This is a genomic window from Streptococcus pluranimalium, assembly GCF_047785705.1.
In the GTDB taxonomy this organism is placed as follows: domain Bacteria; phylum Bacillota; class Bacilli; order Lactobacillales; family Streptococcaceae; genus Streptococcus; species Streptococcus pluranimalium_A.
In genome coordinates this window covers 1-24,680 of record NZ_JBLOJV010000026.1, presented here as the reverse complement: position 1 = coordinate 24,680, position 24,680 = coordinate 1, and the positions used below count along the sequence as shown (strand labels likewise).

Annotated in this window: 18 protein-coding genes and 2 pseudogenes; 18 read left to right on the top strand and 2 right to left on the bottom strand. The window is 43.2% G+C overall.

Features of this window, described 5'->3' with window-relative positions:
* The first annotated feature begins 13 nt into the window (after positions 1-13).
* The 5 genes and pseudogenes from ACMZ6Z_RS06910 to ACMZ6Z_RS06890 all read left to right on the top strand — a co-directional run bounded on the left by ACMZ6Z_RS06910 (position 14) and on the right by ACMZ6Z_RS06890 (position 7,264).
* Positions 14-4,090, top strand: coding sequence for a family 20 glycosylhydrolase (locus ACMZ6Z_RS06910; RefSeq protein ID WP_416131841.1), 4,077 nt, complete (start codon positions 14-16; stop codon positions 4,088-4,090).
* A gap of 533 nt (positions 4,091-4,623) precedes the next feature.
* Positions 4,624-5,109, top strand: coding sequence for a PTS system mannose/fructose/N-acetylgalactosamine-transporter subunit IIB (locus ACMZ6Z_RS06905; protein WP_416131840.1), 486 nt, complete (start codon positions 4,624-4,626; stop codon positions 5,107-5,109).
* Positions 5,110-5,151: 42 nt separating this feature from the next.
* Positions 5,152-6,054: pseudogene (locus tag ACMZ6Z_RS06900) on the top strand (PTS mannose/fructose/sorbose/N-acetylgalactosamine transporter subunit IIC).
* On the top strand, positions 6,041-6,850 hold the full coding sequence (locus tag ACMZ6Z_RS06895) for a PTS system mannose/fructose/sorbose family transporter subunit IID (protein ID WP_416131839.1): 810 nt from the start codon (positions 6,041-6,043) through the stop codon (positions 6,848-6,850). Before ACMZ6Z_RS06900 ends, ACMZ6Z_RS06895 begins: the two are co-directional and overlap by 14 nt.
* A 9-nt stretch (positions 6,851-6,859) precedes the next feature.
* Positions 6,860-7,264, top strand: coding sequence for a PTS sugar transporter subunit IIA (locus ACMZ6Z_RS06890; RefSeq protein WP_416131838.1), 405 nt, complete (start codon positions 6,860-6,862; stop codon positions 7,262-7,264).
* 116 nt (positions 7,265-7,380) lie between these two features.
* Here ACMZ6Z_RS06890 and ACMZ6Z_RS06885 read toward each other — a convergent pair whose 3' ends face one another.
* Positions 7,381-8,250, bottom strand: coding sequence for an RluA family pseudouridine synthase (locus tag ACMZ6Z_RS06885; protein WP_416131837.1), 870 nt, complete (start codon positions 8,248-8,250; stop codon positions 7,381-7,383).
* 106 nt (positions 8,251-8,356) lie between these two features.
* Between ACMZ6Z_RS06885 and pbp2a the strand changes: the two genes are divergently transcribed.
* From pbp2a to ACMZ6Z_RS06860, 5 genes are all read left to right on the top strand, one after another.
* Positions 8,357-10,693 (top strand): penicillin-binding protein PBP2A, encoded by a 2,337-nt coding sequence (gene pbp2a / locus ACMZ6Z_RS06880; protein ID WP_416131836.1) that lies wholly within the window; start codon positions 8,357-8,359, stop codon positions 10,691-10,693.
* A gap of 48 nt (positions 10,694-10,741) precedes the next feature.
* Complete coding sequence (gene rpmG, locus ACMZ6Z_RS06875; protein WP_416131835.1) at positions 10,742-10,894, top strand: 50S ribosomal protein L33; 153 nt, start codon at positions 10,742-10,744, stop codon at positions 10,892-10,894.
* Positions 10,895-10,905: 11 nt separating this feature from the next.
* Positions 10,906-11,082: a preprotein translocase subunit SecE gene (gene secE, locus ACMZ6Z_RS06870; RefSeq protein ID WP_416131834.1), complete on the top strand. Its 177-nt coding sequence runs from the start codon at positions 10,906-10,908 to the stop codon at positions 11,080-11,082.
* A 251-nt stretch (positions 11,083-11,333) separates the two neighbouring features.
* The gene (gene nusG, locus ACMZ6Z_RS06865; protein ID WP_416131833.1) at positions 11,334-11,876 is read left to right on the top strand and encodes a transcription termination/antitermination protein NusG; all 543 of its coding nucleotides are present in this window, start codon (positions 11,334-11,336) and stop codon (positions 11,874-11,876) included.
* A gap of 251 nt (positions 11,877-12,127) precedes the next feature.
* Positions 12,128-13,324 carry a phosphoglycerate kinase gene (locus tag ACMZ6Z_RS06860; RefSeq protein WP_416131832.1) on the top strand — a complete coding sequence of 399 codons (1,197 nt, stop codon included), beginning with the start codon at positions 12,128-12,130 and terminating at the stop codon, positions 13,322-13,324.
* 310 nt (positions 13,325-13,634) lie between these two features.
* On the opposite strand, the pseudogene ACMZ6Z_RS06855 reads toward ACMZ6Z_RS06860, so the two are convergent.
* Positions 13,635-13,754: pseudogene (locus ACMZ6Z_RS06855) on the bottom strand (IS630 family transposase); the annotation flags it as partial.
* 164 nt (positions 13,755-13,918) lie between these two features.
* Between ACMZ6Z_RS06855 and ACMZ6Z_RS06850 the strand changes: the two are divergent.
* The 8 genes from ACMZ6Z_RS06850 to ACMZ6Z_RS06815 all read left to right on the top strand — a co-directional run bounded on the left by ACMZ6Z_RS06850 (position 13,919) and on the right by ACMZ6Z_RS06815 (position 24,334).
* Positions 13,919-15,295, top strand: coding sequence for an amino acid permease (locus tag ACMZ6Z_RS06850; protein WP_416131831.1), 1,377 nt, complete (start codon positions 13,919-13,921; stop codon positions 15,293-15,295).
* 8 nt (positions 15,296-15,303) lie between these two features.
* Entirely contained in the window at positions 15,304-16,263 is a 960-nt protein-coding gene (gene mmuM / locus ACMZ6Z_RS06845; RefSeq protein WP_416131830.1) for a homocysteine S-methyltransferase, read from the top strand.
* Between the two features lie 198 nt (positions 16,264-16,461).
* Positions 16,462-18,963, top strand: coding sequence for a leucine--tRNA ligase (gene leuS / locus ACMZ6Z_RS06840; RefSeq protein ID WP_416131829.1), 2,502 nt, complete (start codon positions 16,462-16,464; stop codon positions 18,961-18,963).
* 420 nt (positions 18,964-19,383) lie between these two features.
* Positions 19,384-20,229, top strand: a complete 846-nt coding sequence (locus ACMZ6Z_RS06835; RefSeq protein WP_416131828.1) for an SAM hydrolase/SAM-dependent halogenase family protein — start codon at positions 19,384-19,386, stop codon at positions 20,227-20,229.
* A gap of 14 nt (positions 20,230-20,243) precedes the next feature.
* The gene (locus tag ACMZ6Z_RS06830; protein ID WP_416131827.1) at positions 20,244-20,792 is read left to right on the top strand and encodes an ECF-type riboflavin transporter substrate-binding protein; all 549 of its coding nucleotides are present in this window, start codon (positions 20,244-20,246) and stop codon (positions 20,790-20,792) included.
* 85 nt (positions 20,793-20,877) lie between these two features.
* Entirely contained in the window at positions 20,878-22,551 is a 1,674-nt protein-coding gene (locus ACMZ6Z_RS06825; protein ID WP_416131826.1) for an ABC transporter ATP-binding protein, read from the top strand.
* A 1-nt stretch (position 22,552) separates the two neighbouring features.
* Entirely contained in the window at positions 22,553-23,380 is an 828-nt protein-coding gene (locus ACMZ6Z_RS06820) for an energy-coupling factor transporter transmembrane component T family protein (protein ID WP_416131825.1), read from the top strand.
* A gap of 111 nt (positions 23,381-23,491) precedes the next feature.
* Positions 23,492-24,334 (top strand): PucR family transcriptional regulator, encoded by an 843-nt coding sequence (locus ACMZ6Z_RS06815; RefSeq protein WP_416131824.1) that lies wholly within the window; start codon positions 23,492-23,494, stop codon positions 24,332-24,334.
* Positions 24,335-24,680: the final 346 nt, after the last annotated feature.

Below are 24,680 nucleotides of genomic sequence, written 5' to 3'. Positions count from 1 at the left end.
TATTTCTGTGAGTATGACAGAGATTGATAACCCAGCACGTCATTCGACACCAGAAGCTCTAAGAGCCTATGCCAAAGAACGTCGTGAAAGAGGTCAAACAACAACCATGTACTCTATGGTTGGACAATATCCGAATGCCTTTACACGTAGTGCACCTGCAGAAGCAGCATGGGTATTGCTCTATGCTCATAGCCTTGGCTTAGACGGTTACTTGCGCTGGGCTTATGATGCTTGGGTTAAAGATCCATTGACAACAGTTGATCACTGGTGGTGGGAGAGTGGCGATCCTTTCTTGGTATATCCAGGGGACAAAGACGGCTCTGACAAAACACCACGCACCTCTCCACGTTTTGAACACATCAAAGAAGCAGAACGTCTTATTGAGAAAATACGTTGGATTAAAGAAAAATCACCAGAAGCTGGTGAGGAAATTGATCAATTTGTATTGACTATGCGTCGTCCAGAAGGACGAAAAAATGCTTACGGTGCGATGGAATCAACTGGACTTGACCAAGAACGTCAGATTGATAATCAAGTCAGAGCGATTGCGGCAAAGGTTCGAGAAGTCTCTCAAAAATACCAAGCACAGCTACTAGATCAATCTCCTAATCCAGAGCAACCAACGGAGCAAACCTTAGCTCCGATGAAAGTCTTCTCACTAGATGCTGGCCGTAAATACTTTAACCTATCTAGTCTCAAGAGCACAGTTGATACCTTGAGTGAGATTGGTTTCACTGATTTCCACTTGATTTTAGGAAATGATGGCTTGCGTTTCTTCCTTGATGACATGAGTTTATCTGCTAATGGTCAAGTTTATACCAGTGACGCCATCAAAGAGGCGCTAACTCAAGGAAATATCGCTTATGAAAAAGAGAAGAATTCTCAAGACGATGGGCGTTTCTTGACGCAAGCTGAGATGGATGAGCTGATTGCTTATACCAAGTCAAAAAATCTACGCTTTATCCCAACGATTAACAGTCCAGGTCACATGGATGCTATTGTGACAGCTATTGAAACTTTGGGGATCTCAGATGCGAAATTTAGCGTTGATGGCAAAACATCCACCACGACGCTTAACCTTAACAATGATTTTGCAGTTAACCTAACCAAGTCTTTAGTGGATAAATACGCCGCTTATTTCTCTGGCAAAGCTGATATTTTCAATATTGGTCTAGATGAATACGCCAACGATATCACCAAACCAAAACTAGGCTTTAAGGCTCTTCAAGAGCGTGGGGAATACCACAAGTTTGTGGCCTATGCCAACGATTTGGCTGCCATTGTGAAAAAACACAATCTCAAACCAATGGCCTTTAATGATGGGATTTACCATGATAACGTGACAACGGCAGGAACGTTTGATAAGGACATCATCGTTTCTTACTGGACCGCTGGCTGGGGTGAGGGAGAAAACCGTTATAATGTCGCGTCTCCAAACTTCTTGAGTGAAAAAGGTCATAAGATTTTAAACACCAATGATAATTGGTACTATGTCATTGGCCGTAATACGCAAGGAAGCGGCTGGTATAACCTAGAGCAAGGCAAAGATGGGATTGCCAAGACACCTTATCATAAAGTGCCAGGCGATAGCACTGGGAAATTACCTGTTATTGGTGCGATGGTGGCTGTCTGGGCAGACGAACCACGTCGTTCTTATAGCCCTAACCGTGTGACAGAACTCTTGACAGCTTTTGCTGATCGCAATCCAGAGATTTTTGATGCCAATTACAAGACTTTGGATACCTTGTTGTCACTTGTACCAAAAACAATCCACCATCTTCCTGCGGATGCTCAAAAAGCCTTGACAGATATTATCGCTACCATCAAGCCTAATAAAACAAGAGCAGAGCAGGCAGAAGTAGATGCTTATGTCCAAGCTGTCAAATCAGCCTTACTTCCTTACCTTCCACAAAAAGAAATTCCAACAGCCTTACTTGATTTAAAAATCTTCTCACTAGATGCTGGCCGTAAATACTTTAGCCCTGATAGCATCAAATCAGTTATTGATAAAATCAGTGACCTGGGTTATACCGACCTGCACTTGTTGTTAGGAAATGACGGTTTACGCTTTGTTTTAGACGACATGTCCCTTCTTGTGGATGGTCAAACCTACACTAGCGATGCTGTTAAGACAGCCATTCAAAATGGTAACAAGGTCTATTACGATGATCCAAATGGTAACAGCCTAACGCAAGCTGAGATGCAAGATATCTTAGCACACGCAGCGTCACGTCGGATCAACCTGATTCCGACCATCAACAGTCCAGGGCACATGGATGCGATACTGGAAGCCATGACTAGCCTTGGCATTAAAGATCCTAAATTTAGTCACGATGGCAAAACATCTAAAACAACCATTGATTTGACGAATGAGCCTGCGGTTAATTTCACCAAAGCTTTGATTAAGAAATACGTTGATTTCTTCTCAGACAAGGTTTCAATCTTTAACATTGGTTTGGATGAGTATGCGAATGACGCAACCAATGCGCGTGGTTTCTATCTCTTGCAAAACAATAAGCAATACGATAAGTTTGTAAGCTATGCTAACGACCTATCTGCGATGGTTAAAGCGGCAGGACTTAGACCAATGGCCTTTAATGATGGTGTTTACTATAATAGTAATACCTCTTACGGCACCTTTGATCAAGATTTGATTATTTCTTACTGGACATCCGGTTGGAATGGTTATAATGTCGCTAAACCAGATTTCTTCTACAAAAAAGGACATCACCTCATCAACACCAATGATGCTTGGTACTATGTTCTAGGGCGTGATACAGAAGGAACTTACAACTTAGAGAGTGCGATTGAGCGTATCGGTAAAACACCATTCAATCAAGTTCCAGGGGCTAAAGTTGGTACTGTTCCAACAATCGGTAGTTTAGTCGCTATTTGGGCTGATCAACCATCAGCAGCATTTGACCAAGCAAAATTTGAACGTTTAGCTGCTGCTTTTGCTAATGCTAATCCAAATTACCTCAAAGCCAATTACAATCCGCTTTTAGAAGTCTTAAAAACCCTTCCAAATAATGTGGATGGTTTCTACACGGACGATAGCTATAACAATCTGGTAGCAGCTGTGTCTCAGGTTAAGTGGGATAAACAAAGGGCTCAACAGGCAGAAGTAGATGCTTATACGCAGAACATTCGTCAGGCTATTCGTGATTTAACTTACAAATCGGCTGACTACAGCGCCTTAGAAGCCGTTGTAAAACGAGTGCCACAAGATTTTGAGCCTTACACTTCTGAAAGTTTGAAGAATCTTCAAGCTGTGCTTGCAACGATTACCTATGATAAGACTATCAAAGAACAAGATCAAGTAGATGCTTATGTGACAGCTTTAGAAGCTGCTTTAAATCAGCTAGTGCTAAATCATCAAAAAGGTGATAGTGTCTCCAGCCCAACGCTTCCAAGTTTTGATGTTAGTTTGGACCATGACTCCGACGGCTTTACTAGCGAGGAAGAATTGGCAGCAGGGACAGATCCGCTTGATCCAGCCTCATATCCAAAAGTGTCTCATGGCGGCTTAGGCTTGACAGCAGATCCTAAACCTTTCTTTGATGTCAACTTGGATCACGACTCAGATGGCTTCACCAGCGCAGAAGAGTTATCAGCCAATACAGATCCACTTGACCCAGCCTCATATCCAAAAGTGTCTCATGGCGGCTTAGGCTTGACAGCAGATCCTAAACCTTTCTTTGATGTCAACTTGGATCATGACTCAGATGGTTTCACCAGCGCGGAAGAGTTATCAGCTAATACAGATCCGCTTGACCCAGCGTCATATCCAAAAGTGTCCCATACAGGCTTAGGCTTGACAGCTGCTCCTAAACCTTTCTTTGATGTCAACTTGGATCATGGCTCAGATGGCTTTACCAGCCAGAAAGAGTTGTCAGCTGGTACAAATCCACTGAATCCAACTTCATATCCGAAAGCGACTACTTCAGCACTGATGAATGAAGCTACTAAGGAAAACCCTGTCGCTGCTAGCTTGCCAAAAACAAATGACCAGCAGTCATACTTGGCAGTTATCGGAATGGGTCTACTAAGTCTCTTGACATTTGGATTGATCAAAAAACGCCGCCATTGATTTTTTGACGAACCATAGTGAGCAATGATGTAAGAAAGTTTTAAAAAGAACTTTTGACTCATCAAAAATAAGCTAAAATGCTTTATGACACCATTACAGTCAGCAAGAGCAAATGATCTAAAAGGTTGGACTAATTGTGTCCAGCCTTTTAGCATGATCCTAAAAAAGGGTTTGACCAGGGGTTGAGTAGGAGGATGATGACTGTTATCGAAAATTAGATGACTAATATTCCAAGAAATGTTTGAACGACGGCTCTCCTAGACATTCATCTAATGATTAAAAAGCACTTGATATAACAAGTTCAAAATGGTATGATATTAACATAAAGAAAGCGATTGCAGTGTCAGTAGATTTCATTAAGTTAAAAAACCCAGTCATAACGGGCTTTCTCAATGACGAAAAGTGATGCTATCGCTCAACTTTATCAGGTTTCATCGAAGAAAGTTTCAGTAGCATTTGAGACTGATAACTTCTCAAAAACTTGTTGATAATCAAAAATAATCCTATTTATAGGAATTAAAAGGAGAACATTTATGGCAATTGTTGCAGCTCGTATTGACGGCCGTCTTATTCATGGACAAGTGGCCAATCTATGGACAACAAAACTAAACGCTAGTCGTATCATGGTTGTTGACAATGATATCGTCAATAACGACCTTGAGAAAACAGCCTTGAAGCTAGCTACCCCACCAGGGATTAAGCTATCGATACTCAACACTGAGAAGGCAGCAGCTAATATTTTAGCTGGTCGCTATGACTCACAACGCGTATTGATTGTTGCTAGAAGACCTGATCGTTTCTTAGAGCTCATTCAAAAAGGTGTTTCGATTCCTGAGTTGAATGTCGGAAACATGTCTCAAACCCCTGAAACACGTTCTGTGACACGTTCTATCAATGTCGTTGATAAAGACGTTGAAGACTTTGATGCCATCAATGCAAGTGGCACAAAACTCATTGCTCAGATGGTTCCAGGAGATAGCCCACAAGACTTTATGCCATTATTGGATAAAGTTCGCTAATTAACGTTATAAAAAAAGAAATCTTTTAGGAGGAGATTCACTATGATACAATGGTGGCAAATTCTACTACTTACCCTTTACTCAGCCTATCAAATCTGTGATGAGTTGACAATTGTGTCATCTGCTGGTTCGCCAGTATTTGCAGGTTTTGTTGCTGGTCTGATTATGGGTGACATCGAAACTGGTCTTTGGATCGGTGGTAGTCTTCAGTTGATGGTACTTGGAGTAGGTACTTTCGGTGGAGCATCTCGTATTGATGCGACTTCAGGTGCAGTTCTTGCGACAGCCTTCTCAGTAGCCCAAAATATTGAGCCTGAGCTTGCTGTATCAACAATCGCCGTACCGGTAGCAGCACTTATGGTGTACACTGACATCTTGGGACGTTTCTCAACAACTTATTTCGCTCATCGTATTGACAAAAATGTTGAAGATTTCAACTACAAAGCGATTGAACGTAACTACCTTCTTGGTGCAGTTCCATGGGCACTCTCTCGTGCATTACCTGTCTTTTTAGCCCTCTTCTTAGGTGGTGGCGCTGTTAAGGCAATGGTAGATACTATCGCCAACTACCAATGGGTTGCTGATGGTTTGACGCTTGCTGGTAAAATGCTTCCAGGTTTAGGTTTTGCGATCCTACTTCACTACCTTCCTGTTAAACGTAACCTTCACTACCTCGGTCTTGGTTTTGGATTGACAGCAATGTTAACAACTCTTTACGCCAACTTACAATCAGTATCAGGTACTCTATCAGGTATTATTGGAGAATCATGATTGAAGGAAACCATCTTTGATGGTGCACCGTTTAAAGGTCTTCCAATGATTGGTATTGCTATTATTGGTGCAGCTTTTGCGACAATTCATTACAAAAATAGTCAAAACGTAACCGTTGTTGAACAACGCGTTGAAGTGTCAGAAAGTGGGGAGATTGAAGATGACGAAATCTAATTATAAATTAACAAAAGAAGATTTTAATCAAATCAACAAACGTAGTCTTTTCACCTTCCAATTAGGGTGGAACTACGAGAGGATGCAGGGTTCAGGTTATCTTTACCTAATCTTGCCACAATTGCGTAAAATGTATGGTGATGGAACACCTGAATTGTTGGAAATGATGAAAACTCATACTCAGTTTTTCAACACTTCAAACTTTTTCCACACGATTATCACAGGGATTGACCTTGCCTTGGAAGAAAGCGAAGGTGTCGCTTCAAAAGACGCCGTTAACGGTGTTAAGACAGGTTTGATGGGGCCATTCGCTCCAATCGGAGACTCACTCTTTGCCTCTCTTGTCCCTTCTATCATGGGATCAATTGCTGCATCTTTAGCAATCAGTGGTAACCCAATCGGAATCTTCCTATGGGTAGCTGTTCAGATGCTAATCGTTGCTTTCCGTTGGAAACAGTTGGAAGTCGCTTATAAAGAAGGTACAAAACTTGTTACAACTATGCGTGATAAACTAAGCTCACTTGTTGAGGCAGCTTCTGTTATGGGTGTTTTCATGGTTGGTGCTTTGATTGCGACAATGATTAACTTCCAGTTTATTGCAAAACCTCAAATTGGGGATAAAGTGATTGATATTCAAGATCTCTTCAACCAAATTTTCCCACGTTTAGTACCTGCTATCTTCACCGGTTTAGTATTCTGGCTATTGGGACGTAAAGGAATGACGTCTACCAAAGCAATCCTAATCATGATTGTCTTTGCTTTAGCGATGTCATACTTCAAAATTCTAGGTGTGTAGGAGAGAAAAATGGCAAAACAGTTAATCTTAGTCAGCCATGGTTTGTTTAGTGAAGAATTACGTAAAAGTACCGAAATGATCATGGGACCTCAAGACAGCATCCATAGCGTCTGTCTTCTACCAGAAGAGGGTTCAGATGATTTTGAAGCTAAATTCTTGGCTCTTACAAAAGAGTTGGATGATGTTGTGGTACTTGCGGACTTGATGGGTGGCACACCATGTAATGTTGTTGCACGCTTGATTATGCAAGGACAACCATTCGAGCTTTATGCTGGAATGAACATGCCTATGGTCATCGGATTTATCAATGCTTCTCTCACAGGAGAAGATGTTGACTTGAAGAATTTTGGTGCTGAAAACATTCATCGTGTTAATGACTTGTTAAACGTGTCAGATGATGACGATGATGAGTAAAAAACCTTTTTGACACTATATCATAAAGCATTATAAAGAGGTCGGGACAAAGTCTCGACCTCTTTATGGTGTGGTAGCTTGATTTGAAAAGATGATTGAACACATGTTGGCATTTCTTATGTCTTAGGCAATCCTTTTTCAAAGGTTTTAGAGGAGGCCTCAACGCTTATCATCTCTAAGGTTAGGGGATGTCTAAGCTGCAAGTGATGAGCATGTAGCATGAGGCGCTCGTTTATTTGCTGGTGATGATAGAGAGGATCCCCGATAATGGGATGACCATTGTGGGAGAGGTGGACTCTGATTTGATGGGTTCGACCAGTCTCAAGTTGGCAATTTACCAGACTAGCATGCTTATAGGCTTTTAAAACGTTAATATGAGTAACAGCAGTTTGTCCATGTCTGGTGTCAACCACTCGCTGACGTCGGTCATGGCGATGGCGTCCAATAGCTTGACGATAAGTGACCTTTTTCTGAGGGATGTGTCCCTGTATAAAAGCCCGATAATTTCGCTGGATAGCTTTATTTTCTAAAAGCCGATTTAGAATCGGTAGGATAAAAGGGTTTTTGGCAAAAAGCACAGCGCCGCTTGTCTCCATATCCAAACGGTGAACGACGTAGCAGGTTTGCCCCACAAAGGCTGAGACATGATTTAAAAGCGCTAACTCTGTCGATTCATTGCCATGTGTCTTCATGCCTTCTGGCTTATTGACAATAATGAGGTGTTGGTCCTCGTAGAGGCATTCGATAAGATTGGCATTGCCCAAGGGAATCGTTTTGTCGGGATAATCTTCCTCATCAAAAATGAGCTCAATAGTATCTCCAAGAGCCACTTGACTTTGCCAGTTGATCAGTTCGTGATTGATTCGGACGTGTTTTTTGACCCTAAGGAAGTGCCTTATTTTACGCGGGACTAAAAAGTGGTTCTCTAAGAGTTCTTTAACGGTGGTGCCAGGATAAGGGTTTTGGATGGTTACTGTAAATCTCATAGTCTTATTATAACATCTTGCGTGGCAATGCTTAACGAAAACTTATTTTTAGTGAAAATCATTGTTTTTTAGGAATAAGTCTTTTAAAAACTGATATAATAAAGGTATGAAAATCGTTGACAAATGGAAAAATACATTCAAAACTCTTTTTTCGGCTGACCAGCCAGCATCAGATAGACAGGACTTAGAAGCCTTTGATGATTCTTCTGCTAATCTAAGCACAGACGACGCTCATAGGCATCACCCATCAAGGCTTGGTGGTCGTCAAAAACGTCGCCATCGTCGTCAGGAGTCAAAGCAAGGATTGTTAACCCGTCTGCTTGAGACTTATCCTAAGTTAGCCCTTTTACGTCGTCTTGTTCCAGACCGAGAGTCTTGGGTACGTCGATTTTGGCGGCGATACCATGTTGGGAAAATCCTGCTTCTTTTAGGGGCTATCTTTGGTTTGGTGGTTGGGTCTTACCTTTTTTATCTGGCGAAAACAGCCAAAGTGGAGGATTTGCAGGCAGCACTAAAAGCAACGACCCTCATCTACGATCAAAACGAGGATCAAGTGGGTAGCTTATCTGGTCAAAAAGGAACCTATGTGGAGCTTGATGCCATTAGTGATGACTTAGAAAAAGCTGTGATTGCGACAGAGGATAGAACTTTTTATGAGAATAATGGGATTAACTTTTCACGCCTTGCCCTAGCCTTGCTGACCATGGGAAGATTTGGTGGCGGTTCAACCATTACCCAGCAGCTGGCTAAAAATGCTTACTTGTCGCAAGAACAGACCATTACACGTAAGGCAAAAGAATTTTTTCTAGCCTTAGAGTTAACCAAAAAGTATAGCAAGGATGAGATTTTAACCATGTATCTCAACAATGCTTATTTTGGCAACAGTGTTTGGGGGATCGAGGATGCTAGCCATAAATACTTTGGGGTCAGTGCAGCAGAGTTATCTTTAACCCAATCAGCAACCCTTGCGGGCATGCTCAAGGGGCCGGAAATTTATAATCCTATTTATTCTCTTGAGAATGCTACCAATCGTCGCCAGACCATTTTAAACGTCATGGTCGCTACTAAGACTATCACTCAAGCCGATGCCGATCAAGCTGCCAGTGTGCCGCTAGATACTCAACTGCTGGACAATTACGGTGGGACGTCAGATACTTATCAGTACCCCTCTTATTTTGATGCCGTCATTCAAGAGGCCATACAGCAATATGGCTTGACAGAAGACGATATCGTCAACAAAGGTTATAAGATCTATACCGAGTTGGATCAAAGCTATCAGGTTGGGATGCAGTACGTTTATGATGAGCCTAGTTACTTTCCAGTGGCAGCAGACGGTGAGTCTGCTCAAGGCGCTAGTGTTGCCATGGATCCTAAAACAGGTGCTGTCAGAGGGTTAGCGGGTCGTGTCTCCAGTACCAGTCAGGCCTTTAGAAGTTTTAACTACGCGACACAGTCAAAAAGAAGCCCAGGCTCTGTCATCAAGCCTTTAGTGGTCTATGCACCAGCAGTCTCAGAAGGTTATTCGATAAACAAAACCTTGCCAAACACTCCCATCGACTATAATGGCTACATGCCATCAAATTACGCAGGCTATGTCTCAGATGAGGTACCCATGTATCAGGCTCTGGCCAATTCTTACAATATCCCTGCTGTCTATCTCTTGGACCAAATGGGGGTATCAAAGGCCTTTAGCTATGGGAAAAAGTTTGGTCTCAAGATGTCGAAGGCCAATCAAGAGCTTGGGATTGCCCTAGGTGGTAGTATCACCACCAATCCTCTTGAAATCGCCCAAGCCTATGCGACTTTTGCTAACGGCGGTGTCATGCCTAAAGCTCACTTGATTAGCCGTATTGAAACCGCTAATGGGAAGATCATCAAGCAGTTTACACCAACCTCTAAGCGTGTGATTAGCCAAAGCACCAATGACAAGTTGACCAGTATGATGCTGGGAACCTTCTCAAATGGTTCAGCGCTCAACGCTAATGCCTATGGCTATACCATGGCGGGCAAAACAGGTACAACCGAGACAGAGTTCAACCCTGACTTGACCAGCGATCAGTGGGTAGTAGGCTACACGCCAGACCTTGTCCTCAGCCAGTGGTTAGGTTTTGATAAGACTGATGAGGGACATTATCTCAGTGATGCCAGCTCAGGGACAGCCTCAAGGATTTTTAGTGCTGTTGCAAGCAATGTCTTGCCACACACCGCAAAATCAACCTTTGATGTGGAGAATGCTTATATCTCAAATGGTTTGCTTCCGACTTATACTGCCAATCCAGCAGAAATCCAAGAAAGTTTGGTGCCGAGCGTTTCTAATATCTTTGATGACCTCAAAAAAAGCGCAGAATCCGCTAAAAACAGTTTTGACAAGGCATTTCAAGATGTCAATCTTGAAGACAAGGCTCGCCAGCTATGGCAGGTCATCGAAGGCTGGTTAAACTAGCTTGCCACAATCCTGAAATTATGGTACATTAGAGAGTACGGAGGCGTTATGGCACAGAAAAAAGCAAGCCTAGCGTGTGGAGAGTGCGGTAGCCGCAATTACTCTATCGGTGTTTCAAGTAACCCCAAACCCACACGACTAGAGGTCAATAAATTTTGTAAGCATTGTCAAAAGTATGCGACACATAAAGAAACCAGATAGGAGTGAGTAAGGTGAGATTTATCCCAGGTATTTTTAGGGTTTTAAAGGACACGACATGGCCAAGTCGTAAACGGCGATGGAAGGATTTTATCGCAGTGTTAGAGTATACGATATTCTTCACCATCGTTATCTTTTTATTTGATCAGTTGATTTCGACTGGTATTGTATCTCTTTTAAATCTCTTTTAAGTGAAGATGAGGCTGGGACAAAAGTCCTAGCCTCTCAATTATTTTTTGAATTGTCAACCTAGACATAAAAGAGTGAGGGAAATCGAATTCTGATGAATCACCGATTTTTGTCCCACTCTCATTTTTTCTTTTGCTAGCCAAAATCCAGCGACTTATGGTATAATAAAGGCATCAATTTAGCCGATGTAGGCTTTTTATTATGCTGTTTTAATATTACAAATGGTTCAGAGAAAGATCAAAGGAGAGTAGTCATGTTAGATTCATTTGATAAGGGTTGGTTTGTCCTTCAGACCTATTCAGGTTATGAAAATAAGGTTAAAGAAAACCTTTTGCAGCGTGCCCAAACCTATAGCATGTTGGACAATATTTTGCGCGTTGAAATCCCAACTCAAACCGTCAACGTCGAGAAAAATGGGACGACCAAGGCTGTTGAGGAGAATCGTTTCCCGGGTTATGTCTTGGTGGAGATGGTGATGACTGACGATGCTTGGTTTGTCGTTCGTAACACGCCAAACGTTACGGGCTTTGTGGGCTCACATGGTAACCGCTCAAAGCCAACCCCACTCTTGGAGGAGGAAATCCGTGCCATCCTTGTTTCTATGGGGCAAACGGTTGATGTCTTTGATACCAATATCAAGGCTGGTGATGTGGTGCAAATTATTGACGGGGCCTTTATGGGGCAAGAAGGGCGTGTTGTTGAGATTGATGGCAATAAGGTCAAGCTCATGATCAGTATGTTTGGTACTGAGACGCAGGCGGACTTGGAACTGTATCAGATTGCCGAGTTGATGTGATGATAAGAGGCTGGACCATGAAGGTCTAGCCTCTTAAGCTATGCTAGAAAACCTTTTTTAGAGTTGAAGTCTGAGATGAGCCAACCTCAAGACATATCTCTCAAGAAGACTCGGATGCCTTTCAATCATCAGCATAAGCCTAGTATTTTTTAAAAATGTGAAAAAGTTAATTTAATACCCTTAGATCATAGGCTTTTGGCAATCAATATGGTATAATAGTTCTTATCAAAAGGAATAAGGAGTCTTATTAAATGGCTAAATTAACGCTTAAAGATGTTGAGTTGACAGGTAAAAAAGTTCTCGTTCGTGTGGACTTTAATGTTCCGCTAAAAGACGGTGTTATCACCAATGACAACCGTATCACAGCGGCTCTTCCAACCATCAAGCACATTATTAAAGAGGGTGGACGTGCGATTCTCTTTTCTCACCTTGGACGTGTCAAAGAAGAAGCAGACAAGGATGGCAAATCATTAGCACCAGTGGCGAAAGCCTTGGCTGACAAGCTAGGACAAGATGTTGTTTTCCCAGGAACGACTCGTGGTGCTGAGTTAGAGACAGCAATCAAGGCTCTTGAAGATGGGCAAGTCCTCTTGGTAGAAAACACTCGCTTTGAAGATGTTGACGGTAAGAAAGAGTCTAAAAATGACCCTGAGCTTGGTCAATACTGGGCGTCACTTGGAGACGGGATCTTTGTTAACGATGCCTTTGGTACTGCTCATCGCGCACACGCATCAAACGTAGGTATCTCAGCTAACGTTGATAAGGCTGTAGCAGGTTTTCTTCTTGAAAACGAAATTGCTTACATTCAAGAAGCCGTTGAAACACCAGAGCGTCCATTTGTAGCGATCCTTGGTGGTTCAAAAGTTTCTGATAAAATCGGTGTGATTGAAAACCTTCTTGATAAGGCTGACAAGGTGCTTATCGGTGGTGGGATGACCTACACCTTCTACAAGGCTCAAGGTCTCGAAATCGGTAACTCACTGGTTGAAGAAGACAAACTTGACGTTGCTAAAGAATTACTTGAACAATCAAACGGTAAGTTGATCTTGCCAGTTGACTCAAAAGAAGCTAACGCTTTTGCTGACTACACAGAAGTACGTGATACCGAAGGTGAGGCCATCTCTGAAGGCTTCCTTGGTCTTGACATCGGTCCAAAATCAATCGCTAAGTTTGAGGAAGCACTTGAAGGTGCTAAGACCGTTGTTTGGAATGGTCCGATGGGTGTCTTTGAAAACCCTGACTTCCAAGCAGGAACAATCGGTGTCATGGATGCCATCGTGAAACAGCCTGGTGTGAAATCCATCATTGGTGGTGGAGACTCAGCAGCTGCGGCAATTAACCTTGGTCGTGCAGAGAAATTTTCATGGATTAGTACGGGCGGAGGAGCAAGCATGGAGCTTCTCGAAGGCAAGGTGTTGCCTGGTCTTTCTGCTTTGACAGAAAAATAAGATTTTGCCCGTTTGTCTCGACAACATCCTGATGTTGTCGAAAAAGGAGCAACATTGAAACATTAGCGAAAGGGTGTCTTGTCCACCCTTTTGTGGTCGTGGAAATCGTTGCGACGCAGTGGCGGCGCATCAATGGAACTCCTTGAAGGTAAAGTATTGCCAGGACTGGATGCTCTCACAGATAAATAATATAGTCAAATGATTTAACCTTCAGACAAGGAATTGAGACGCAGACAGTACAAAAGTACAGCAAGTTGAAAGTAACGCTTTCAAAATGTTTAGGATTTTCGTCTCATCTTCTTAGTTATCATCAATTGAAACAAAAGCAGGACAAAAGCGCCTCAAGAAGAGTATTACCATATGGCAATACTCTTCTGAGGTGTTTTTTGATATAAATCCATGTTTTCGCAATGGGATTATACTTAGGTGACTAAGGCAAAAAGGGATAAGCTCTGCGCTTTTTCTTGTTATATTCCTTCGCTATACACTCCTATCAAAAATAACTATGTTACCAATCTTTAGAATCATGGTATTATGATTAGAACAATTATTTTTTGTTTCATGAAAATTGAAGACGACATGTAAGGAGATTTTATGGAGAATCATCATTTTGAACATGAGGGACAGTATAAGCGAGAGATGACTAGTCGTCACTTGCAGATGCTATCTATCGGAGGTGTCATTGGAACGGGACTCTTTTTGAGTTCGGGATACACCATCGCACAAGCAGGTCCATTTGGGGCTGTTTTTTCCTACTTATTTGGCGGTGCCATGGTCTATTTGGTCATGTTTTCCTTGGGAGAATTATCCGTAGCCATGCCAGTCACAGGATCTTTTCATACCTATGCTACCCGATTTATTAGTCCTGGAACAGGCTTCATGGTAGCTTGGATGTACTGGCTGTGCTGGGTTGTTGCTCTAGCGTCGCAGTTTGTCGGTGCAGCTTTGTTAGCGCAACGCTGGTTTCCACAAGTACCCGTATGGATCTTTGCGTCTTTGTTTGCCATTCTTGTCTTTAGTTTGAATATGCTAAGTGTCGGTTGGTTTGCTAAGATAGAGACTTATTTTTCAAGTATCAAAGCTTATGCTATCTTGATTTTTATCATTTTAGGCCTGTTAGCCATTTTTGGCATTCTGCCGTTTGAGGGGACGACATCAGCTCCGCTTTTTGCCAATATCAGTAAAGAAGGCTACCTGCCAAATGGTCTGGTTGGTCTGGTTTCAGTCATGCTGTCGGTTAACTATGCTTTTTCTGGAGTTGAGATGATCGGGATTGCTGCTGGTGAGACAGACAATCCAAAAGAGGCTGTTCCTCGTGCTATTAAATCAACGATTGGAATGTTGGTTGTTTTCTTTGTCTTGACCATGATTGTCTTAGCATCTTTATTGCCCATGTCTGAGGCAGGCGTGACAGAAGCCCCATTTGTGCTAGTTCTGGATAAAATTGGGATACCTTATGCCGCTGATATGATGAACCTCATTATCCTGTCAGTGATTTTATTGGCATCAACGTCAGGTCTCTATGCCTCAAGTCGTATGTTGTGGTCTTTAGCTAATGAAGGGATGATTGGTAAAAATGTGGTTCGTATTAACAAACATGGTGTGCCGATGAGGGCTATGTGGTTGTCCATGATTGGTGTTATTATTGCCTTAGTCGCTAGTATTTATGCGGCAGATACCATTTTCCTAGCGCTTGTATCGATTGCTGGTTTTGCTGTCGTCATCACTTGGTTATCCATTCCATTGGCGCAAATCAATTTCCGTAAATCATTCTTGAAAGAGCATGATCTTTCAGAATTGTCTTATAAAGCACCCTATTCGCCACTGTTGCCTTGGCTTACGATCGTCCTTTTGCTCGTGTCAGTCATTGGTATTACCTGGGATTCGTCACAGCGAGCTGGTTTATACTTTGGCGTTCCCTTTATGATTCTTTGTTATGGGTATCACCGTTGGAAATTTAAGAAATGGTAGGAAATCTTATGGGAAGGTTTAAACACTTATTAGCACAAGACAGATCACTTATTTTACACGGTGCGCTTGGAACAGAATTAGAAGCTAGAGGCTATGATATTAGTGGAAGTTTATGGTCTGCTAAGTTTTTACTAGAGGATTCAAAAGCCATCCAATCCATTCATAAGGATTATATCTTAGCAGGGGCAGATATTGTGATTACATCAACCTATCAAGCCAGTATTGCTAGTTTAGTTGATGTTGGCTTATCGGTGGATGAGGCGAAAAAACTTATTGTTAAAAGTGTATCTTTAGCAAAAACAGCTAGAGAAGAAGCTTGGGCAGAGCTTTCACAACATGAGAAGCAAGAGCGTCACTATCCGCTTATTTCAGGTGATGTTGGTCCTTACGCAGCTTATCTATCAGATGGTTCGGAGTATACTGGATATTATGGAGAGATTAGCAAAGAAGCTTTAAAAGATTTTCATCGTCTTCGCATTAGGCTCTTTATAGCAGAAGAAGTAGACCTCTTGGCTTTGGAAACCATGCCTAATAAACTGGAAATCCAAGCCTTAGTAGAATTATTAAACGAAGAATTTCCACAGGTAGAGGCTTACTTGAGTGTCACTTCGCAGGATGGGGAGTGTTTATCTGATGGAACACCACTAGAAGAAGTAGTGGAAATACTGTCAACTTGCCCCCAAGTCTTGGCTGTTGGTGTCAATTGTAGTTCTCCGAGTGTGTCTGAAAAAGTTTTGGAACGCTTGTCAGAACTGACTGAGCTACCCCTTCTAGCTTATCCTAATTCTGGAGAAAGCTATGATGGCAATACCCAAACCTGGCATCAAGGGCAAAATGGAGCATTATCCGTTCCAGAGTGTCAGGCCAAATGGCAAGGTCAGTTGTCACAATTGAAACTGGTCGGAGGCTGCTGCAGGACCAGACCGTCAGATATTGCTAAGATCAAAAAACAAATTGAAAAAATATAGTTTTAGAAAGAATCAACGCGTGTTGGTTCTTTTTGACTTAAACATCACTTTATTTTGGGCTTTTTTCTCAAACTGTTTTTTAATGATCCAGAACCGTCATTAAAACCAGCTAGCTCTGAAATTACTGATTTCTGCCTTTTTTCTTCTAGCATTCCGTGCTATAATAAGACTACTATACGATTTTGATGGAGGATCATGATGAGTTTTTACAATCATAAGGCCACGGAACCCAAATGGCAAGCTTTCTGGGCGGATAATCACACTTTTAAGACAGGTACGGATACGTCAAAGCCGAACTTTTATGCCCTTGATATGTTTCCTTATCCTTCTGGGGCAGGTCTTCATGTAGGTCATCCAGAAGGCTATACCGCAACGGATATTTTGAGTCGTTTTAAGCGTGCCAAAGGCTATAATGTCCTTCATCCTATGGGGTGGGATGCTTTTGGTTTGCCTGCCGAACAGTATGCCATGGATACTGGCAATGATCCTGCTGTTTTTACTGCGGAAAATATCGCCAATTTCAAACGTCAGATCAATGCGCTAGGATTTTCCTACGACTGGGACCGTGAAATCAATACGACTGATCCAAACTACTACAAATGGACCCAGTGGATTTTCACGAAATTATACGAAAAAGGCTTGGCTTATGAGGCCGAAGTGCCTGTCAACTGGGTTGAGGAGTTGGGGACAGCTATCGCCAACGAAGAGGTTCTTCCTGATGGCACGTCTGAACGTGGTGGCTATCCTGTGGTCCGCAAACCCATGCGTCAGTGGATGCTTAAAATCACAGCCTACGCTGAACGCCTCTTGGAGGACTTGGAAGAAGTAGATTGGCCAGAGTCTATCAAAGACATGCAGCGTAACTGGATTGGCAAATCTACTGGAGCTCATGTGACTTTCAAGATCAAAGATACAGATAAAGACTTTACGATCTTTACCACGCGTCCTGATACGCTTTTTGGGGCAACCTATGCGGTTATGGCGCCTGAACACGACCTGGTAGATGTCATCACATCACAAGAGCAAGCAGAGGCTGTTGCTGACTATAAGCATGCTGCCAGCCTCAAGTCTGACTTGGCACGTACGGATTTAGCCAAAGAAAAAACAGGTGTCTTCACAGGTGCTTACGCGATTAATCCTGTCAATGGCAAAGAAATGCCAATCTGGATCTCAGACTATGTCCTTGCTAGCTACGGAACAGGTGCGATTATGGCAGTGCCTGCCCATGATGAGCGCGATTGGGCCTTTGCCAAGCAGTTTGACTTGGAGATTATCCCAGTTCTTGATGGTGGCAATGTTGCTGACGCTCCTTACACAGAGGACGGCAGCCATATCAACTCGGGCTTCCTAGATGGTCTCAATAAGGCTGACGCTATCGCTAAAATAGTGGCATGGTTGGAAGAAGAAGGGGTTGGAACGAAGCAAGTAACCTACCGTCTTCGTGACTGGCTCTTTAGTCGTCAACGCTATTGGGGTGAGCCAATTCCAATCATTCATTGGGAAGATGGCACATCAACAGCCGTTCCAGAGAGCGACCTGCCACTTGTCCTTCCTGTGACCAAGGACATTCGTCCATCAGGAACTGGGGAATCACCACTAGCTAATATCACAGACTGGCTTGAAGTCACTCGTGAAGATGGGGTTAAAGGTCGCCGTGAGACCAATACCATGCCACAATGGGCTGGGTCTAGCTGGTACTACCTTCGCTACATTGATCCACATAATGATGAGAAGTTAGCTGATGAGGATCTCCTCAAACAGTGGTTACCAGTTGATATCTACATCGGTGGGGCTGAGCATGCCGTTCTTCACTTGCTCTATGCTCGTTTCTGGCATAAGGTACTCTATGATTTGGGTGTGGTGCCGACCAAAGAACCTTTCCAAAAACTCTTCAACCAAGGCATGATTTTGGGTACAAGCTACCGAGATAGTCGTGGAGCACTTGTTGCGACAGACAAGGTTGAAAAGCGTGATGGGGCATTCTTCAACATCGAAACCGGTGAAGAGCTTGAGCAAGCACCTGCTAAAATGTCTAAATCCCTCAAAAATGTGGTGAATCCTGATGATGTGGTGGAGCATTACGGGGCTGATACCCTTCGTGTTTATGAGATGTTCATGGGGCCACTAGATGCCTCTATCGCTTGGTCTGAAGAAGGTTTAGAAGGGGCTCGTAAGTTTCTGGACCGTGTGTATCGCCTCATTACGACCAAAGAGATGGTTGCGGAAAATAGCGGAGCTTTGGACAAGGTTTATCATGAAACCGTTAAAGCAGTAACGGAGCAAATCGAAGGCCTTAAATTCAACACAGCTATCGCCCAACTCATGATTTTTGTCAACGCAGCCAACAAAGAAGACAAGCTCTTTGTTGATTATGCCAAAGGATTTGTGCAGTTGATTGCGCCATTTGCACCACACTTGGGTGAAGAGTTATGGCAAATCCTGACCGCATCAGGTCAGTCTATCTCATACGTGGCTTGGCCAACTTGGGATGACAACAAACTGGTGGAAGACGATATCGAAATTGTCGTCCAAATCAAAGGCAAAGTCCGTGCTAAATTGATCGTGCCAAAAGACGCTAGCCGCGAAGAACTGGAAGCTCTTGCCATGGCAGACGAGAAGGTTCAAGCTGAAATCGCTGGCAAAGACATTATCAAGGTGATAGCCGTACCAACTAAATTGGTTAATATTGTTGTTAAGTAAACCAATGTATTTGTTTATTTCCCACCTCAAAACCTCCACTGGAGCTTTTGAGCTGTGCCTAACAAGCTCGTCAACATTGTAACAAAGTAGTTCTATCGCTTGTTAGCTCTATCTGCCACCTGAAATAGTGACTCCCTGACTATTTTAGCCAAACAAACGCGTCAATATCGTCACCAAGTAAAGCATTGATTTGACGCCTATCTAAAATCTTTACAATCAACGAGGAGGTTGGAACAAAGGTTCTGGCCTCCTCGTTCTAGTTATGAGCCTTACTAAGGGGCAAGGCAAGAGCATTTTCTGGAGGTCACGTATTGCTTTGGGTTATAGTTTACGGCTATAGGTTCATCTAGTCATTATCACATAGCCAAATGCGCTATTTCATGTTAAAATAGCATTATCTTATTTTTTTGAGGAGGCAGGATGTCGAATAAACTCTTAGTTTTACAGTCAGATTTTGGCTTGGTTGATGGTGCCGTGTCAGCGATGATTGGTGTGGCGCTACAAGAAGATGCAGGTCTTGGTGTTCATCACCTGACCCATGACATCACACCCTATAATACGTTTGAAGCGAGCTATCGTCTGTTTCAAACGATTGAGTATTGGCCAGAAGGCACGACCTTTGTTTCGGTAGTTGACCCAGGTGTTGGCTCAGATCGTAAGAGCGTGGTTGCTCTGACTGCACAAAATCAATACATCGTGACTCCAGATAATGGGACCTTGTCGCACATCAAACGCCACATTGGTATTAAGGCTGTGCGTGAGATTTCAGAAGTGGCTAATCGCCGTCAAAATACGGAGCATTCCTACACTTTCCATGGTCGCGATGTCTATGCTTACACAGGTGCCAAATTAGCTTCGGGGCACATTTCCTTTGAAGAGGTCGGCCCTGAGTTGTCAGTTGATCAGATATTGGAGTTATCAGAGGTTGAGACTCAGGTTTCTGCGTCACAAGTTGCAGGAGCGATTGACATCTTGGATGTTCGTTTTGGCTCATTATGGACATCGATTAGTCGTGAGGACTTCCAAAGCCTATCACCAAACTTTGGAGATCGTTTTGAGGTGACTATTTCTCACCATGACCTCTTGATTTATCAAAATCAAGTCACTTACGGCAAGTCTTTTGCAGAAGTTGGGCTAGGTCAGCCGATCTTATACATCAACTCACTCTATCGTGTCGGGTTGGCAATCAACCAAGGCTCTTTTGCCAAGGCTTATAATGTTGGTGTTGGCTCAAGCTGGCGTATTAGTATCAAGAAAGTTAACTAGAAGGACAATTAATCATGACAAATCATTCTATTAAAAAGGTTGTTGCAACAGGAATTGGCGCCGCTCTCTTTGTTATCATCGGGATTTTGGTCAATATTCCAACCGCTATCCCAAATACCAGTATCCAGCTACAGTATGCTGTCTTGGCCTTATTTGCGATCATCTATGGACCTGCTGTTGGATTCTTATCCGGTTTTATTGGTCATGCCCTAAAGGATGCTCTCCAATACGGATCGCCTTGGTGGACTTGGGTCTTGGTATCAGGCTTAATCGGTTTGGCGATTGGACTACTGGCTCGTAAGATTGCGATTAATAAGGGCTTTGTAACGGTAAAAGATTATATTTGGTTTAATGCGACACAGGTTGCGATCAATGTTTTAGGCTGGGGCTTACTAGCACCTTTTGCGGACATTGTTATCTATAGTGAGCCTTCAAATAAAGTGTATGCTCAAGGCCTTTTATCAGCACTTGTGAATACTTTGACCGTTGGTATCGGAGGTAGCTTATTGCTGGCTCTCTATGCTAAGACACGCACCCAAAAAGGCAGTTTGACCAAAAACTAATAATTAAAAAAACACTTAGTGGAGTGCTGGCGAAACGATTAAGCGTTTGGTCCACTCCTTTATTTGCTATAATGAGTGGTATGACATGACAAATGATATTTGCTTTGACGATTTTTCTTTCACCTATGATGCTCAAACAGAACCGACCCTAAAAGGGATCAACCTGAGGATTAAGCAAGGAGAGAAGGTGTTAGTATTAGGCCCTTCAGGTAGTGGCAAATCAACCCTTGGTCAGTGCTTGAATGGCATTATTCCAGATACTTATTCTGGGACCATGTCGGGTAAGTTAACTATTGCTGGTCAAGAAGTGAAAAACTTATCCATCTATGACCGGTCTTTTTTGGTGTCTACCGTCTTGCAAGATCCAGATGGTCAGTTTATCGGACTTAGCGTGGCAGAGGACATTGCTTTTGCGCTCGAAAACGATGGGGTAGCTCAGAGTGACATGTCGAAACGTGTCGCTGAGTGGTCCAGGCGTTTAGAGCTGCAAAACCTGCTCAACCATCGCCCACAAGACCTATCAGGTGGTCAAAAGCAGCGGGTCAGTTTGGCAGGTGTCTTGATTGATGAGAGCCCGATCCTCTTATTTGATGAACCCTTGGCTAACCTAGACCCTAGAGCTGGACAAGAGGCGATGCACCTGATTGATCGGATGCATAGAGAGGTTGGCGCTACAACGATTATTATTGAGCACCGTCTGGAGGATGTCCTAGCTATTGACCTTGATCGGATTGTCTTGATGGCTGATGGGGAAATCCTTTATAACGGTAGACCAAATGACTTGTTAGCAAGCGATTTATTAGTTGACAATGGGATTAGAGAACCGCTTTACCTAACAGTCTTAAAGGCATTAGGTTTTGATGTCAGCCAAGAGAACTGCCAGCTAGCAAACCTGTCACAGTTGCCTTTAGAGCCGATGCCACTGCCTGAGATAGAAGCGCCAAAAAGGCAAACACCGTCAGAGCCTTTACTGGTGGTTGAGGGCTTGAGTGTGGGCTATCATCCAGCAAAACCAATCTTAGAAGATCTGTCATTCACCGTCGCTAAGGGTGAGTTGATCGCCCTTGTCGGTAAAAATGGTGCTGGTAAATCAACCCTAGCCAAGGCACTTTGTGGCTATCTACCAATCAAAGGCAACTTGATTTATAAGGGACAGTCGATTACTAAAGACTCGATCAAGGAAAGGGCAGAGAAGATTGGCTACGTCTTGCAAAATCCGAATCAGATGATTAGCCAAACCATGATTTGGGACGAAGTGGCTCTTGGCTTGAAACTACGTGGTATCGATGACAATGAGATCCAAGAACGCGTTGAGGCAATCTTGAAAGTCTGTGGCCTCTATGCTTATCGGCAGTGGCCGATTTCGGCCCTATCCTTTGGGCAAAAAAAACGTGTCACCATTGCCTCTATCTTGGTCTTGAGACCTGAAATGTTGATTTTAGATGAGCCTACAGCCGGTCAAGATCAGCAAACCTACCAAGAAATGATGGCTTTCTTAAAAGAGTTGCGTGCAGCGGGACATACCATTATGATGATTACACACGACATGCAGCTGATGCTAGAGGACGCTGACCGGTGTTTGGTGGTGGCTAACCGCGCCATTATCGCCGACGCCAAACCACCAGTCATATTGTCCGATCAGAAATTACTAGAATTAGCCCATCTCAAAAAGACGTCCTTGTATGATCTGGCTGGTAAAATAGGTCAGACCCCAGAAAAGGTAACGGCTTATTATCAGAGTTTGAAGGGAGATGATTAGGATGACCAATCGCTTATTGGGTTACCAATCGGGACAAGGGTTTTTATATGAGCTTTCTGGCACCAGTAAACTCCTCTTTTTCATCTTGGTTTCAGTAGCAGTGATGACCAGTTATGATACACGTTTATTAGTTTTGTTGAGCCTTGCATCGCTCCTACTCTTTCACAAGGCGGGCATCAAGTGGAAGGATGTGTCGTTTGTTTTTATCTTTGTAGCCTTATTTGCCTTACTCAACATCCTGACCATCTATCTGTTTGCCCCCCAATACGGTGTGGATTTGTACCAGTCAAAGACCTTGCTACTAGATGGTCCTGGGGCTTACGACCTGACCCTAGAGGAGTTGTTTTACCTCTTCAACGTACTGGTTAAGTACCTATCAACCCTGCCTTTAGCAGTGATTTTCTTACAGACCACTCACCCCAGCCAGTTTGCCTCAAGTCTCAATCAACTAGGACTTCCATACCGCTTTGCCTACGCTGTCAGCTTGACCCTGCGCTATATCCCTGACTTACAAGAAGATTTTGGAACCATCCGAAAAGCTCAAGAGGCACGTGGCTTGGAGTTATCCAAGAAAGCTTCCTTGATGACCAGAATCAAAGGCAACATCCAAATCATAACCCCTTTGATTTTCTCCTCTTTAGAGCGTATTGATACGATTTCAACAGCCATGGCCTTACGTCGATTTGGGCGCTACCAAAAGAGAAGTTGGTATCAGTCAACGGCCTGGTCAGGCAGAGATACAGTGGTTGTGTTCATCAGTCTAGCTCTAGTTATTATTGCCATTGGTCTCTTTTATGTCAATGGTGGACGTTTTTATAATCCTTTTTAGGCGATTTTCTTAACCGCCCCCTCCTCTGCCAGGAGAGTCTTGGCTCTAATACTCAGGATAATTTTTGTAATACCAGCCTGCCAGCTAATCAAAAGTGAATAGAGAGGTTTTATGAAGCTTAGTGCCCTATTTTGTGACGCCATACGTTCAGATCAAGACTTTTTGAGTTCAGCCTATTATGCTTTTCCTGAAGATGGGCAGTTTGTCCATATCCCTAAAAAAGCCTTGACCGCCAGAGAAAAGGCTTTATTGCAGCCCTTTATCGAGGACAGGGTTGATGATGTCACTAATCCTTGGAGTGATTTTTTGAGCGGTCAAGGCTCATTGCCCATCCCTGAGACGGACCTGCAACTGCTCTTTTTGTACCATTCAAAAGAGCTGTCTACGGAGTTGAAGGACTTATTTGAGGCTTTATTACCCAATCTTCTTGTCGTGACTCGCTTGACATCAAGGCAGAGTGTCATCGTTTTGCAAGCCGATGCTCTACAGGACACCTCTGCTATGATCAAAGACCTCCTGCCGACGATAGAGAGTGACTTTGACCTTAGGCTTGAAGTTTTGATCGGTCATATCTGGACAGGGTTTTCAGCCAGTGATTTAGAGACTATTTTGACCAGTGAGTATGCCATGTCTCAGCAGTTTTACCAGCACACGGCGCCTAAGCAGGTAAGGACATTTCCTCAAGCCCTGCTCTGGTCACTCGCTAAGGAGAAAGACGCGACCTTTCTTAGCCAGCAGCTGCAAGGGCTCATGACGAGGTTAAAGGATGGTCATGACTTGGTTCTTGCCATGTGGCAAGAACAGGGCAATCTTGCTCAAACCGCTCAACGTCTCTTTATCCATCGAAATTCACTCCAGTATCGCTTAGATAAGTTTTATCAAACGACGGGGCTTAACCTCAAACACCTAGATGACTTGGCCCTAGCCTATCTAGTGATCTTAAAAGAGATTTAAACCTATCCCATCCTTTTAGAGTCAAATGAATGAACATTCAGACAAGAAACTGAGACGTAGGAAACTCACATAGGGTAATGAACGTTTTGAAGTTGGAGCGAAGACAAGCAAATCTTGTCGCCTAGCCTACAGCAAGTTGAAAGGGCAAAGCCTCGTGAGAAGGTTTTGAGGTCTGAGCCTCAAAATCAAAAAACGAAGCGTATCAAAGTGCATTCAAAGGACGATATTAGCCAGACGCTCCTGCGGGCTCGTCTTCATAGCCTCAATCGCCAGCCCCGCTGGCGATTTTTTGCTAGTCTCCTCTCCCCTCACTAAAAGGTCAAAGATGGTCAGTAAAAACCATCAA

Coding starts and splice junctions, on each gene's coding strand:
- ACMZ6Z_RS06910 (WP_416131841.1), top strand. CDS start 14: ATGACAGAGATTGATAACCCAGCACGTCATTCGACACCAGAAGCTCTA.
- ACMZ6Z_RS06905 (WP_416131840.1), top strand. CDS start 4,624: ATGGCAATTGTTGCAGCTCGTATTGACGGCCGTCTTATTCATGGACAA.
- ACMZ6Z_RS06895 (WP_416131839.1), top strand. CDS start 6,041: ATGACGAAATCTAATTATAAATTAACAAAAGAAGATTTTAATCAAATC.
- ACMZ6Z_RS06890 (WP_416131838.1), top strand. CDS start 6,860: ATGGCAAAACAGTTAATCTTAGTCAGCCATGGTTTGTTTAGTGAAGAA.
- ACMZ6Z_RS06885 (WP_416131837.1), bottom strand. CDS start 8,250: ATGAGATTTACAGTAACCATCCAAAACCCTTATCCTGGCACCACCGTT.
- pbp2a (WP_416131836.1), top strand. CDS start 8,357: ATGAAAATCGTTGACAAATGGAAAAATACATTCAAAACTCTTTTTTCG.
- rpmG (WP_416131835.1), top strand. CDS start 10,742: ATGGCACAGAAAAAAGCAAGCCTAGCGTGTGGAGAGTGCGGTAGCCGC.
- nusG (WP_416131833.1), top strand. CDS start 11,334: ATGTTAGATTCATTTGATAAGGGTTGGTTTGTCCTTCAGACCTATTCA.
- ACMZ6Z_RS06860 (WP_416131832.1), top strand. CDS start 12,128: ATGGCTAAATTAACGCTTAAAGATGTTGAGTTGACAGGTAAAAAAGTT.
- ACMZ6Z_RS06850 (WP_416131831.1), top strand. CDS start 13,919: ATGGAGAATCATCATTTTGAACATGAGGGACAGTATAAGCGAGAGATG.
- mmuM (WP_416131830.1), top strand. CDS start 15,304: ATGGGAAGGTTTAAACACTTATTAGCACAAGACAGATCACTTATTTTA.
- leuS (WP_416131829.1), top strand. CDS start 16,462: ATGAGTTTTTACAATCATAAGGCCACGGAACCCAAATGGCAAGCTTTC.
- ACMZ6Z_RS06835 (WP_416131828.1), top strand. CDS start 19,384: ATGTCGAATAAACTCTTAGTTTTACAGTCAGATTTTGGCTTGGTTGAT.
- ACMZ6Z_RS06830 (WP_416131827.1), top strand. CDS start 20,244: ATGACAAATCATTCTATTAAAAAGGTTGTTGCAACAGGAATTGGCGCC.
- ACMZ6Z_RS06825 (WP_416131826.1), top strand. CDS start 20,878: ATGACAAATGATATTTGCTTTGACGATTTTTCTTTCACCTATGATGCT.
- ACMZ6Z_RS06820 (WP_416131825.1), top strand. CDS start 22,553: ATGACCAATCGCTTATTGGGTTACCAATCGGGACAAGGGTTTTTATAT.
- ACMZ6Z_RS06815 (WP_416131824.1), top strand. CDS start 23,492: ATGAAGCTTAGTGCCCTATTTTGTGACGCCATACGTTCAGATCAAGAC.